Below are 11,995 nucleotides of genomic sequence, written 5' to 3' on the forward strand. Positions count from 1 at the left end.
GACAGCCCAAAACACGATCCGCCATCCCGAATCTCCCTGCTCCAACCTTCACCACAGAATCACCGTTCGGCTTCTGTGCAAAGGTCTCACAAGGGGAGAAGGGAAGAACTCACCCTGCCATTGTCTCCAAGGCTGGCAAATCCCTGCGGCGCGTCACCTTCATCGAACGGCATCATCGCCTGGCAAGCAGGAAGTCGATGAAGACGCGCAAGGCCGGCGGAACCTGCCGGGAGCTCGTATGATATAGGTAGAAGCCGGGAAATCGGGGCGACCAGGCTTCGAGAAAACGGATAAGCTTGCCGGCCTCGATCCACGGCCGAACCTGGTATTCCAGCATGTAAGCCACGCCGACCCCGTCCAGGGCCGCCCCGATCATCAGTTCCGTGTCGTTGACCGTCAGACCGCCGTTCACGGCTATTTCCAAAGCGCGCTGGCCTCGCGCAAACTCCCATCGATAGATGTTGCCGCCACCGGGCCATTGGAAATTGATACATTCGTGATGATGCAGGTCAGCGGGATGGCGGGGTATGGGGTGATGCTCCAGATAGCTGGGCGCCGCTACCGCGGCCATCTCCAGCTCCTCGCTGAGCTTCACCGCCACCATGTCCTTATGCAGCCGCTCACCAAGCCTGATACCGGCGTCGAATCGTCCCTCCACAATGTCGGTCAGCATGTCATCGATGATTATGGTGAGGGCAATATCGGGATAGGTGCGGCGGAAATCGCCGAGGATGGGCGCGATGAAACGCATCGCGGCAATGCGTGGAACATTGATGCGCAGCGAGCCTGCCGGTCGATCGCGTGAAGCATGCGCGTCGGCGACAGCCCCTTCGAGCTCGCTGAATGCCGGAGCGAGGCGGGCAAACAGCGTTTCGCCTGTTGCGGTCGGCGACACGCTGCGGGTCGTGCGGTTGAGCAGCCGGACACCGACACGCTCTTCCAGCCCGCGTATCGTCTGGCTAAGTGCGGATGGGGAAACCCTGAGCCTGGCCGCGGCGCGGACGAAGCTGCCTTCCTCGACGATCGCCGCAAACGCGTTCAGCTCGGAGAACTCGGTTCCTCGCATTATGTACCCCAAACTTAACAAGCCTATTCGATAATAGGCTATTATCTGAGCAATAGCATGCCCCTAACTTCGACATGGCACTGCCGCCCGATTTGGTGCGGCCGCACACTCAGACGAACAAAGGGACAGCTATGTATCGTTCGCTTGAAGGCAAAACCGCGCTCGTGACGGGCAGTTCGCGCGGCATCGGACGCGCCATCGCCGAGGGGCTCGCGGCAAACGGCGCGGCCGTGGTCGTCAACTATGTCGGTAACGAAAAAGCCGCTCAGGAAGCCGTTGCTGCCATCCGCGAGAATGGCGGAAAGGCCGTCGCCATTCGGGCCGATATCTCCAATATTTCCTACATAAGCCGGCTTTTCGATGAGACCGAAAAGCAGATGGGGCCAATCGACATCGTTGTCGCCAATGTCGGCGTCGCCGTCATAAAGCCGTTCGTCGAGGCCACCGAAGCCGATTTCGACCATGTCTTCGGCGCCAATGCCAAAGGCACCTTCTTCACGCTTCAGGAAGCAGCGCGCCGCGTGCGCGACGGTGGCCGCATCATCGCCGTCTCCACCGGTGGAACCAAAATGTTCTTCACGCAGACGGCCCTTTATCTCGGCAGCAAAGGGGCCGTCGAGCAGTTCGTCCGCGTCCTCTCGCGCGAGCTCGGACCGCGCGGCGTCACCGTGAATACGCTTTCGCCAGGCTTTACCGACACCGACCTGCTTCCGGAGCGGGACCGGGCCGTGGCCGCCGACATGTCGCCTTTCGGCAGGATCGGAGCGCCGCGGGATGTTGCCGATGTCGCGGTTTTCCTCGCCTCCGACGAGGCGCGCTGGCTGACCGGCGAGAACATCCAGGCCGGCGGCGGCGTAGCCTGACCTGCGTATGGCCTAATCCGCCATCGTCTCCAGGCTGGCAAACCCCTGCGGCGCGTCGCCTTCGTCGAACGGCGTTGTCACCTCGACGAATGTGTCGGGATAGAAGCCGTTGAACCGTGTCCTGAGCGACAACGAATAGGCGCCGATATGGCCGATCTCGATCCAGTCACCGGTATCGACCGTTTCCGGCAGCCAGAACGGCCGCGACAGGATGTCGACGGAATCGCAGGTCGCACCGCACACCTTGAACGGCACGATGGTCTTCTCCACGCCATTGCGCGAGCGGATCGCCGGGTCTGGAATGAAGCGCGCCGGCAGCGTGATCTTGCCGGTCCATGAATCCGACAGCGACGCCCAGATGCCGTCATTGATGTAGAGCCGCTTGCCCTTGCGCAGCAGCACGCGCACGATCAGCGACAGGCAGCGCGCCACGATCACCCTGCCCGGCTCCGCCACCAGCGGCATCTGGTCGAACTGGTATTCCTTCAAATCGCCCGACAGCCGCGACATGATCTGGCCGAGCGACGGCATCTCGATCAGCTTGCGGTTGGGATCATGGCCGTACTCGGCGGGAAAACCGCCACCGACGTCGAGCCCGGCAATGTCGAAGCTGACGCGGTTGCGCACCCAGTCGGCCGAGGCCAGCGCCCGCTCATAAGTGTCGGGATCCTCGATCTGGCTGCCGACATGAAAGCACAGCCCGACCTTGTAGCCCGTCCGGTTCAGCCTTTCGGCCAGATCGACCGCATTGGCCGGCCCGGCGCCGAATTTCTTCGACAACTCGTAAGCCGCCGATCCTTTCGTCTGGATGCGCACGAACACCGTGATCGCACCCGGATCGATATCGAGCGCCCGAACCACGCGGGTCAGCTTGGTGATCTCGTCCTCATGGTCGAGCGAGATAACGCGGATGCCATATTTCTCCAGCGCCAGCTTGATGTCCGACTGCGCCTTGACCGGATGCATGTAGAGCATCTCGGCGTCGGGCGAGACCGCGCGCACGGCGGCGAACTCACCGGGCGAGGCCACGTCGAAGGCATTGACGCCGGCCTCGACCAGCGCCTTCAGCACGATCTGCTCGCCGTTGGTCTTGACCGCATAGGCGGTCTTGCCGGGAAACATGCCCATGAACTGCCTGGCGTCCGCCTTCAGCACCTGCGGGCGGAAGCAATAGATCGGATCGTCCGGGCGAAGCGCCAGCGCCGCCTCGCGGGCATTTTCGAATCGCTGCATGGACGAATCCCTTGACCTGAACTGCGCACAATTAATCCAACCTATGCGTGAATGAAAACAATTCTGTGTCTCGCGCCGCTGAAGCTGCGGCGCTACGCCGGATGACAGGCCAGACGACAGGAAAGCTAGCCCACCGATCTGGTTTCGGGTGGCCCTTGCCATCGAACAGGATATGGCCTGAACAGACGCTTGATTGGCTTGGCATTCAGGGCCATCTGGGAGGACGATCCATGGCGATCACAACCACGACTGTAATGCGCGGCCCAATGGCCCTGAAAGACTGGGGGCAGCTTCTGCTGCTCGGTGCGATCTGGGGCGGCTCGTTCTTCTTTGCCCGCATTGCCGTTGCTGAGCTCCCCCCGCTGGTGCTGGTGCTGTTTCGCGTCGCCATCGCAGCGCTGGCGCTGCACCTCTATCTTGGCCTGCGCGGCCCGTCCTTCCGCCTCGCCTTGCCGCATGCCGGCCTGTTCTTCCTGCTGGCGCTCGTCAACAACGTCATTCCCTTCTCGCTGATCTTCGCCGGGCAGACCGAGCTTGGCGCCGGTGTCGCCTCGGTGCTCAATTCGACGACGCCGTTCTGGACGTTGATCCTCGCCAACGCGCTTACATCAGACGAAAAACTCTCCTGGAACAAGCTTGCCGGCATCGCGCTCGGCATCGTCGGCACAGCGGTGATGATCGGTCCCGGCCTGCTTGCCGGGCTCGGCGGACCGGTCTGGGCAAAATTCGCGCTGATCGGCGCGTCGCTGTCCTATGCCGTCGCCCTGATGGTGGCCCGCCGCTTCAAAGGCGTGCCGTCACCGATCATCGCCACCGGACAATTGACCGCCTCGACCATCATCATGATCCCGGTCGTGCTGCTCGGCTATGGTCCCGCCAACCTGTTTTCGGCCTCGCCGCCGGTCTGGGCGGCGGTGTTAGCGCTGGCGTTGCTGTCCACTGCCTTCGCCTACATTCTCTATTTCAACCTCGTCGCTTCGGCCGGCGCCACCAACGCCTCGCTGGTCACGCTCATCGTGCCGGCCAGCGCCATCCTGCTCGGTTTCCTGTTCCTGGGCGAACGGCTTGAATTGTTCGAGCTCGGCGGCATGGCGCTGATCGTGCTCGGCCTCGTAACCATCGACGGCCGCATGTTCAGCCGACGGTAGCGTCATTCCTGCGACATCGGTTTCGGGAACGACGGGTTGGCTCAGATGAAGCTGCGTCCCGATCGGTCGGTTCATGAGGTCGGCGAGCGGCACAGCCTGGCCTTGAGCGAGCACGCCCCCCTGCTCCACCTGTATGATGTCATCGGGGAAGACGTCGTCGATCCGTAGTACCCGCGACCCTTCGTAGAACCTGCTCATCAGTTGGCACCCGCGGGATTTTCGACGAGGACGGGGCCGGCGATCGGCGGAGCTGGAATGGTTGCTGTCATGGTTCCAAACGCGCCCTTGCAGACCGGACGTTGGCTAAACGCCTCGTGTTACATTGCTTTACGCTGGGTCAAGATAAAGCAAGCCGCGCATCGGGACAGTCGTCATATGCCGACTGTCGGCAATCTTGATTTCAGAACCGAAAGTCCGCGCAAAAGACGAATCCGGCTTTTGGGCCGACGCGGTAGCGCTGCCATCCTCGATATTGCCCAGGCTTCGCCACAATTTATTCACAGGTCCGAAGCCGGCTTTTGCCGAAGAGTTTCAATGCCTAACGGCAAAGAGCCGGTCGCAAATTCCACAATGTCGTCGCATTGCAACATATTTTCCGCTTGCCTGTGGCACAAATGACCCTAGACTCTGGCCATAGCTCTTTAAGAGGAGGCTATGACATGGGACTCACGAGGCCAATCAACGCATTGATGATTTGTGCTGCATTTGCATTTATCGGAGCCCTGATTATGGGCTTTCTTCCGTAAGACCCGCCAAGCGACGGAAGGCCAGCACCGAATAGTTCCAACTCATTGAAAAGGCCGGGTTTTTACCCGGCCTTTTTGGTTTTCAAAACGGCGATAGAGATTACGCCGCGGCAGACCCCGCAGCTTCCGCCTCATGCGAGCGGATGCCGATCATGTGGCAGATGGCGAACACCAGATCGGCGCGGTTCATGGTGTAGAAGTGGCAATCGCCGACCCCCCGCTCGACAAGGTCGAGCACCTGCTCGGCCGCAACGGCCGATGCCACCAGCGCGTGCGTCTGCGGGTCCTTCTGCAGCCCGTCGAAGCGCTCGGCCAGCCATGCCGGCACCAGCGCGCCGGCGCGCGACGAGAAATTGGCCACCTGGGTGAAATTGTGGACCGGCAATATGCCCGGCACGATCGGTATGTAAATGCCGGCCCGCCGCGCCCGCTCGACATAGCGCTCATAAAGATCATTGTCGAAGAAGAACTGGGTGATCGCCCGTGTCGCGCCATTGTCGACCTTGCGCTTCAGCATGTCGATGTCGGTGGCGAAATCCGGGCTCTCCGGATGCTTTTCCGGATAGGCGGAGACCGAGATGTCGAAATCGCCGACACCTTTCAGCGCCCCCACCAGTTCGGCACCGTTGGCGTAGCCGTCCGGATGCGGACGGTAGGCGGCGCCGACGCCCTCGGCCGGATCGCCGCGCAAGGCGACGAAGCGGGTGACACCCATCTCGGCGAATTCCTGAATGACCTCATCGACCTCGTGACGCGCCGCGTTGACGCAGGTCATGTGCGCCGCCGGCGTCAGCGCCGTTTCGTTGAGGATGCGCTTGACCGTGCGCGCCGTGCGCTCTCGCGTCGAGCCGCCGGCGCCATAGGTGACGGAGACGAATTTCGGCTTGAGCGGCTCCAGCCGGGTGACTGTGTCCCACAGCCTTGCTTCCATCTCGTCGCTCTTCGGTGGGAAGAACTCGAATGAAACCCGGATCTTGTCGCCAATGTCAGGGCGGCGGGAGAAGCGGAACTGGTTCATCAGGCGGTTTCCCCTATCGGATAGGCATTGGCCGGTTGTGCGTGGCTGGAAGGATCGGCAATCGGCATGCGCTGGTCACGGCCGAGCCACAGCTTTACGGTGAGCCTGGCCTCGTTGCCGCCGCGCGGCTCGAATTCCTGGCTGTCCTCGAGGTCGAGCCCGGCCTCGGAAAACCACTCAGTGATCTGGCGGTCGGAAAAGCCGAGCCGCACATGCGCGTGTGCATCGCGCAGGAATTCCAGCGCATGCGGAGCGAAATCGACGATCACTAGCCGGCCTGCCGGGCGCAACAGCCGTGCTGCCTCGCGGATGGCGCGGGCGGGATCGTCGAGATAGTGCAGCACCTGGTGGATGGTGACGAGATCGAAGGCATCGCGCTCGACCGGCGGCGCAAAAATGTCGCCCTGGCGCACCTGCGCATTCGAAATGCCTGCCTTGTCGAGGTTGGCGCGCGCCACGGTCAGCATCTCGCGCGACATGTCGATGCCGACGCCGCGCCGGTAGAGCGGCGAAAAGATTTCGAGCAGCCGCCCGGTGCCGGTGCCGAGATCGAGCATCGACTGGAACGGCCGCTTGCCGACGAGCTTGAGCAGCGCTGCCTCCACGGCGCGGTCCGGCACATGCAGCGAGCGGATATGATCCCAGCTTGCGGCATTTACGGAGAAATATTCGGCGGCGCGATCCTGCCGCTTGCGCTTGACCGCCGCCAGCCGCTCGAGGTCACGCTCGACCTGCGGGTCGGCGCCACGGATGCTGGAAACCAGCCGCAGCACGAAATCGCGCGCCGCATCCGAATCCGACAACCGGAAGAAGGCCCACGAGCCCTCCTGGTAGCGGCCGATCAGTCCGGCTTCCAGCAGCAACTTCAGGTGGCGCGAGACGCGCGGCTGCGACTGGCCGAGGATTTCGGTGAGATCGGAAACGGTCAGGTCACCGCGCGACAGCAACGCCAGGATGCGCAGCCGGCTGGATTCGGCCGCCGCCTTCAATGTATCTACCATAGTGTCGAGAGCGACATGCATGCGAGCATTCTCTTTGAAAAAGATATAAACATATGTTTATGTCGATTTTGATGGCCTTGCAAGCGCTATGTCGCTTCCGGACAAGAAAATGACGCATGCGTGGTGGATTGCGCAAAGCTGGAAGCATGATCGAGGCGAAAACTATGTTCGAGACGCGCAACGGCGAAAAGCTTCTGGACACCGATCCGGCTGATATGCCGCCGGACGGCCATATCGTCTTCATCGGCCGTATCGCCTCGCCCTGGACCGCGCGGGAAACTTGCCCCAAGAACATGAAAGCCGCGCGGGAGACGGGACAGCCGGCGGTTCTCACGATCGACCAGCCCTATCGTGACGGACTGCTCGGGCTGGAGCGTGCCAGCCACGTCATCATCCTGTCCTGGCTCCACCACGCGCCGCGGGCCCTGATTGTCCAGAAACCCCGCCATGCGGCTGAACCGAAAGGCGTTTTTTCGCTGCGCTCCCCTGCCCGGCCGAACCCGGTCGGGCTGCATATCGCCAAGCTCGTCGCACTCGACATCGACACCGGCCGCATCGATCTCGACGCCATCGACGTGCTCGACGGCACGCCGGTCGTCGACATCAAGCCCTACTTCGCCTCGACCGACGCCTTCCCCGAGGCAACCGTGGCCGGACGGGACGAGCCCGGAAGGGTCGAACGATGAGCGCGCCGACCGGCCGCCGCCGGGCCATCGCCAAGGCGCTGACAGCCCTTCTGCCACTGGCGCCCTATGCCGACATGGAAAAGATCCGCGCTGACGCCGGCGCGGTGCACATGAAGACCTTGCCGCCGACGATCGCCGTGTGGCTGGCGACGACAGCCCATATCCGTCATGTGCACACCGACTACGAAAAGCTGCTGGCAGAAGGCTACGACCGCGACTCGGCGCGCTTCTTCGTGATGGAACAGATCAACGTTGTGCTGACCCGCTGGCGCGCCACGCGTCTGCTCGATGACAACGAGGAAGAATAGCTGGTTCTTCGATGGCCCAGCAGCCAATGGTCCAGTGGCAAGCCCAGCCTGTGTCTTGTGCCACCCACCGTGCCGCTCTATTCCGCCATCTGGTCGGCGAAAACGACCAGAGGGGGGCGTGATGAGCAAGTCGATCGATCCGCAAGCCAACCGCCTGCCTGAGCTCTCCGCTCATCATCAAGACCCGCACTCCTATCCGGATGGCATTGCATTCCTGGACGGGCAATATCTGCCGATGTCGCAAGCCAAGATCTCGGTGCTGGATTGGGGCTTCCTGCATTCCGACGCCACCTATGACACCGTGCATGTCTGGAACGGCCGATTCTTCCGTCTCGACCTGCATCTCGACCGCTTCTTCGGCGGGTTGGAAAAGCTGCGCATGACGATCCCGTTCGACCGCGAAGGCGTGGCCGAAATCCTCCACAATTGCGTGGTGCTGTCGGGTCATCGCGCCGCTTATGTCGAGATGCTGTGCACGCGCGGCGTCTCCCCGACCTTCAGCCGTGACCCGCGCGACGCGGTCAACCGCTTCATGGCTTTCGCCGTTCCCTTCGGCTCGGTCGCCAATGCCGAGCAATTGCAGCGCGGCCTTCATGTGGCGATCAGCGACAAGGTGCGCATCCCACCGGCCTCGATCGACCCGGCTATCAAGAACTATCATTGGCTCGACCTGGTGCGAGGCCTCTACGACGCCTATGACCGCGGCGCGGAGACAGCACTGGTCCTCGATTTCAACGGCAATGTCGCGGAAGGCCCCGGTTTCAACGTCTTTTGCGTGAATGATGGCAAACTGTCGACGCCGGCCGTCGGCGTGCTGCCCGGCATCACCCGCCGCACCGTCTTCGATCTCTGCGCGGAGGCAGGACTTGCCGTCACAGCGGCCGATGTCAGCGTCGCCGCGCTGCGTCAGTCCGACGAGATCTTCATCACCTCGACCGCCGGCGGCATCATGCCGGTGACGGTGATCGACGGTGTTCCGGTCGCGGACGGCAAAGTCGGCGCGATTACCAAGCGCCTCATGGCGATGTATTGGCAGAAGCACGAGGACCCGGCCTGGTCGAGCCCGGTGCGCTATCCCTGACCCCTGACCGACATCTTCTGGCGTCGGGTCTCATCAACAAAATGTGCTCGACCTTGGAAAAACGGAGCGTGCTTCGTATATGCCGGAAGCGGAGCAGCCTCCGTTTAGACCATGATCCCGAACCGAAGGTCCGCGTCAGTGAAAAGTGGAATCCGGTTTTCGGAATATCATGGTCAGACAAGAACTCACAATCAAAGACCCGCAAGGGCAGGAACTGGTGGATCATGACATACAAGGTTTGGTTTATTACCGGATCGTCGAAGGGTTTCGGCCGCGTCTGGGCGGAAGCCGCGCTCGCCCGCGGTGACCGCGTCGCGGCAACGGCCCGCAATGTCGGCACGCTCGCCGATCTCGTCGATAAATATGGTGACCACATCGCCGCAATAGAGCTTGATGTCACCGACAAGAAAGCCGTCGATGCCGCCATTGCCGAAGCGCATGGCCGTTTCGGCCGGCTCGACGTCGTCATCAACAATGCCGGCTATGGCCATTTCGGCGCCATCGAGGAAGTCAGCGAACAGGAAGCCCGCGACCAGATCGAAACCAATGTGTTCGGCGCTCTTTGGGTGACCCAGGCCGCCCTGCCGATCATGCGGGCGCAGCGTTCCGGCCACATTATCCAGATCTCGTCGATCGGCGGCGTCAATGCCTTTGCGTCGCTCGGCCTCTATCATGCGTCGAAATGGGCGCTGGAAGCGTTTAGCCAGTCGCTCAGTATCGAGGTCGCGGAGTTCGGCATCCATGTGACGCTTGTCGAGCCGGGCGGGTTCTCCACCGACTGGGCCGGCCCGTCCGCCAAGGTTTCGAAGCCGATCGCTGCCTATGAGCCGGCCCGTGCCGCGATGGCGGAGCGCCGCAAGCGCTCGGTGGCTGGTGATCCCGCCGCCACCGGACCGGCAATGCTTGAAATCGTCGATGCGGCCGAACCGCCGCTGCGGGTATTCTTCGGCGATGGCGGCCTGCCGATGATCCGCCAAGAATACGCCAACCGCATCGCGCTCTGGGAAAAGTGGGATCACGTGTCCGTCATGGCGCAGGGCGAGAACAAGAACCGCAAGGCCGCCTAGAGGCGATCCGGAAATCGCTACGCCGCCATGGCGGCGTAGCCCCAGTCTCACCTGCCCTAAGCTCGGTAAATCCACTGCTCCGGCACGCGCACCGAAATCTCCTCGCCTGCCGTGATGCGGCCTGGCTTTTCGACCCAGGCGACGATGCCGCGCAACCGCTTTGCCGCCTTCGGAAACAGCAACGCGCCGGCCTCGTGGTCGGCCATTCCGGCATTTTCGGCGACCGAGCGTCCGGCGATGCGGCAAGGCCCGTTCTGCGCGTCGACCTTGATGGTGACGCCTCCCCTAAAGAACAGCAGCGTGCCGGACGGCAGCATGGAGAGATGCGGCAAGCCTTCGATCAACAGGTTGGCGCCGATCCACTCCGGCTTGATCTCCGCCAGCCTCATCCGCTCCGCGACGACAGCAAGCTCGTCCGCTGCCACAACAGACAATTGCCGCTCGTTGCGCATTTCGGTCCCGCGTGGATACCAGGGTTCGCGCCCGCCGGAGCGCCGCGTCGCGCCGGCGTGGAAATCGCCGTCGATGCCATCAAAGCCAAGCCGCAATTCATCCACTGCGCGGGTCTCGAAGTGACCCGATGGCGCGACGTAAAGCGCTGCCACCTGCGCGGCAAGCTTCCGCGCCGGGATGATTTCGACCGGACTTTCGGCCTCGGGGAAGAGATCCAGCATAGGCTTCGCTCCTTGCGTGATGCCGCGCAATTAGCCGCAGTCAGCTCATCAGGTCCAGTCTAAAGCGCTGATGCTCCGATCAAGGAGACTGATGCGATTGTACCGGCGCCCTCTAATACTGGTGCCGTTCGCGCCAAAATAGATCAGAGCATGAGCAATAGCGCCCCGCCAATCGAATAGCCGGCACCGAAGGCGCAGAGCAGGCCGTAGTCTCCGGCCTTCATGTCGGCGTGGTTCTCCGACAGGGCGACGATCGCGCCGGCGCCGGCGGTGTTGCCGAGGCGCTCCAGCACCATCGGTGCGCGGTCATGATCGACCTCGTGACCGAACGACAATTTTAGGATCATGGCGTTCATCCGGGCATTGGCCTGATGCAGCCAGAAGCGCCGGATTGCTTGCGGCGTCAGCCCGTGCTCGGCCAGGAACTCGACGATGAACTTGTGCCCGGCGACGGTGACTTCCTTGAACACCTTGTTGCCGACCTGCTTGATCAAATTACCTTCCAGATTGATCATGTATGGATCGTCCTGGGCGGTGCGCGTGTGGTAGCCGAGATTGGTGCGGATATTGTTGGACATCTGCGTCCAGGTGCGCGTGTCGAGCACCTCGAAACGTCCCGGCCGCTTCTCGCCCTGGGCAAGCCCCTCGACGATCATCGAAACAGAGGCATCGCCGAAGATGAAATGCGTCTGCCGGTCGCGGAAATTGAGATGGCCGGTGATGATCTCGGGCGTCGTCACCAGCACGCGCCTGTGGGCGCCGGCCCGCACCAGATTGACCGCAATGTGCAATGCCGCCGCAGCCGACGAGCAACCAAGGCCCATATCGAAACCGGCGCCCTTCGTGCCCATCGCCTGCTGCATCTCGATGGCGATCGCCGGATAGGGCCGCTGGTGATGCGAGGCCGAGCAGATCACCAGGTCGATATCCCCAGGCTCCAGGCCGGCATGGTCGAGCGCTTTCCTGGCCGACGCGATGCCGAACTCGGCTTCCAGCGACAGCGCATCGTCCGGCCGCGCCGGAATGCGCGGCGCCATGCGGGTCGGGTCGAGAATGCCTTCCCGCTCGATCACATGGCGGGTCTGCACGCCCGAAGCATGGACG

Annotated in this window: 12 protein-coding genes; 6 read left to right on the forward strand and 6 right to left on the reverse strand. The window is 62.5% G+C overall.

Translation table 11 applies throughout. The annotated features are described in order from the left end of the window. Nucleotides 1-172: 172 nt before the first annotated feature. Nucleotides 173-1,066 (reverse strand): LysR family transcriptional regulator, encoded by an 894-nt coding sequence (locus EOC93_RS29655; protein WP_095482868.1) that lies wholly within the window; start codon nucleotides 1,064-1,066, stop codon nucleotides 173-175. Between the two features lie 131 nt (nucleotides 1,067-1,197). Between EOC93_RS29655 and EOC93_RS29660 the strand changes: the two genes are divergently transcribed. Then, nucleotides 1,198-1,929 (forward strand): SDR family oxidoreductase, encoded by a 732-nt coding sequence (locus tag EOC93_RS29660; protein ID WP_095482943.1) that lies wholly within the window; start codon nucleotides 1,198-1,200, stop codon nucleotides 1,927-1,929. 12 nt (nucleotides 1,930-1,941) lie between these two features. Here the strand turns inward: EOC93_RS29660 and EOC93_RS29665 are convergent, their stop codons facing one another. Further along, the gene (locus tag EOC93_RS29665) at nucleotides 1,942-3,162 is read right to left on the reverse strand and encodes an alanine racemase (RefSeq protein ID WP_095482869.1); all 1,221 of its coding nucleotides are present in this window, start codon (nucleotides 3,160-3,162) and stop codon (nucleotides 1,942-1,944) included. A gap of 230 nt (nucleotides 3,163-3,392) precedes the next feature. On the opposite strand from EOC93_RS29665, the gene EOC93_RS29670 reads away from it, so the two are divergent. Then, entirely contained in the window at nucleotides 3,393-4,310 is a 918-nt protein-coding gene (locus tag EOC93_RS29670) for a DMT family transporter (protein ID WP_095482870.1), read from the forward strand. Between the two features lie 846 nt (nucleotides 4,311-5,156). Here EOC93_RS29670 and metF read toward each other — a convergent pair. Together metF and EOC93_RS29680 are read right to left on the reverse strand one after the other, a co-directional pair. Beyond that, complete coding sequence (metF, locus tag EOC93_RS29675) at nucleotides 5,157-6,074, reverse strand: methylenetetrahydrofolate reductase [NAD(P)H] (protein ID WP_127206387.1); 918 nt, start codon at nucleotides 6,072-6,074, stop codon at nucleotides 5,157-5,159. Beyond that, nucleotides 6,074-7,096: a metalloregulator ArsR/SmtB family transcription factor gene (locus tag EOC93_RS29680; RefSeq protein ID WP_127206388.1), complete on the reverse strand. Its 1,023-nt coding sequence runs from the start codon at nucleotides 7,094-7,096 to the stop codon at nucleotides 6,074-6,076. Before EOC93_RS29680 ends, metF begins: the two co-directional genes overlap by 1 nt. A 143-nt stretch (nucleotides 7,097-7,239) precedes the next feature. On the opposite strand from EOC93_RS29680, the gene tsaA reads away from it, so the two are divergent. From tsaA to EOC93_RS29700, 4 genes are all read left to right on the forward strand, one after another. Continuing rightward, complete coding sequence (tsaA, locus tag EOC93_RS29685; RefSeq protein WP_164759326.1) at nucleotides 7,240-7,761, forward strand: tRNA (N6-threonylcarbamoyladenosine(37)-N6)-methyltransferase TrmO; 522 nt, start codon at nucleotides 7,240-7,242, stop codon at nucleotides 7,759-7,761. Further along, a complete protein-coding gene (locus EOC93_RS29690) occupies nucleotides 7,758-8,069 on the forward strand; it encodes a DUF2293 domain-containing protein (RefSeq protein ID WP_095482874.1) in 312 nt (103 codons plus the stop codon). Before tsaA ends, EOC93_RS29690 begins: the two co-directional genes overlap by 4 nt. Before the next feature lie 121 nt (nucleotides 8,070-8,190). Next, nucleotides 8,191-9,150: a D-amino acid aminotransferase gene (locus EOC93_RS29695; RefSeq protein WP_095482875.1), complete on the forward strand. Its 960-nt coding sequence runs from the start codon at nucleotides 8,191-8,193 to the stop codon at nucleotides 9,148-9,150. Between the two features lie 224 nt (nucleotides 9,151-9,374). Continuing rightward, on the forward strand, nucleotides 9,375-10,217 hold the full coding sequence (locus EOC93_RS29700; RefSeq protein WP_095482876.1) for an SDR family oxidoreductase: 843 nt from the start codon (nucleotides 9,375-9,377) through the stop codon (nucleotides 10,215-10,217). Between the two features lie 56 nt (nucleotides 10,218-10,273). Here EOC93_RS29700 and EOC93_RS29705 read toward each other — a convergent pair whose 3' ends face one another. Next, nucleotides 10,274-10,891: an MOSC domain-containing protein gene (locus EOC93_RS29705; RefSeq protein ID WP_127206389.1), complete on the reverse strand. Its 618-nt coding sequence runs from the start codon at nucleotides 10,889-10,891 to the stop codon at nucleotides 10,274-10,276. A gap of 143 nt (nucleotides 10,892-11,034) precedes the next feature. Further along, nucleotides 11,035-11,995 (reverse strand): beta-ketoacyl-ACP synthase III (locus tag EOC93_RS29710; RefSeq protein ID WP_127206390.1); only part of this gene is annotated, 961 nt, incomplete at its 5' end.

It is taken from the genome of Mesorhizobium sp. M6A.T.Ce.TU.002.03.1.1 (assembly GCF_003997275.1).
GTDB lineage: Bacteria > Pseudomonadota > Alphaproteobacteria > Rhizobiales > Rhizobiaceae > Mesorhizobium > Mesorhizobium mediterraneum.

Coding starts and splice junctions, on each gene's coding strand:
- EOC93_RS29705 (WP_127206389.1), bottom strand. CDS start 10,891: ATGCTGGATCTCTTCCCCGAGGCCGAAAGTCCGGTCGAAATCATCCCG.
- EOC93_RS29665 (WP_095482869.1), bottom strand. CDS start 3,162: ATGCAGCGATTCGAAAATGCCCGCGAGGCGGCGCTGGCGCTTCGCCCG.
- EOC93_RS29700 (WP_095482876.1), top strand. CDS start 9,375: ATGACATACAAGGTTTGGTTTATTACCGGATCGTCGAAGGGTTTCGGC.
- EOC93_RS29655 (WP_095482868.1), bottom strand. CDS start 1,066: ATGCGAGGAACCGAGTTCTCCGAGCTGAACGCGTTTGCGGCGATCGTC.
- EOC93_RS29690 (WP_095482874.1), top strand. CDS start 7,758: ATGAGCGCGCCGACCGGCCGCCGCCGGGCCATCGCCAAGGCGCTGACA.
- tsaA (WP_164759326.1), top strand. CDS start 7,240: ATGTTCGAGACGCGCAACGGCGAAAAGCTTCTGGACACCGATCCGGCT.
- EOC93_RS29660 (WP_095482943.1), top strand. CDS start 1,198: ATGTATCGTTCGCTTGAAGGCAAAACCGCGCTCGTGACGGGCAGTTCG.
- EOC93_RS29680 (WP_127206388.1), bottom strand. CDS start 7,096: ATGCATGTCGCTCTCGACACTATGGTAGATACATTGAAGGCGGCGGCC.
- EOC93_RS29670 (WP_095482870.1), top strand. CDS start 3,393: ATGGCGATCACAACCACGACTGTAATGCGCGGCCCAATGGCCCTGAAA.
- metF (WP_127206387.1), bottom strand. CDS start 6,074: ATGAACCAGTTCCGCTTCTCCCGCCGCCCTGACATTGGCGACAAGATC.
- EOC93_RS29695 (WP_095482875.1), top strand. CDS start 8,191: ATGAGCAAGTCGATCGATCCGCAAGCCAACCGCCTGCCTGAGCTCTCC.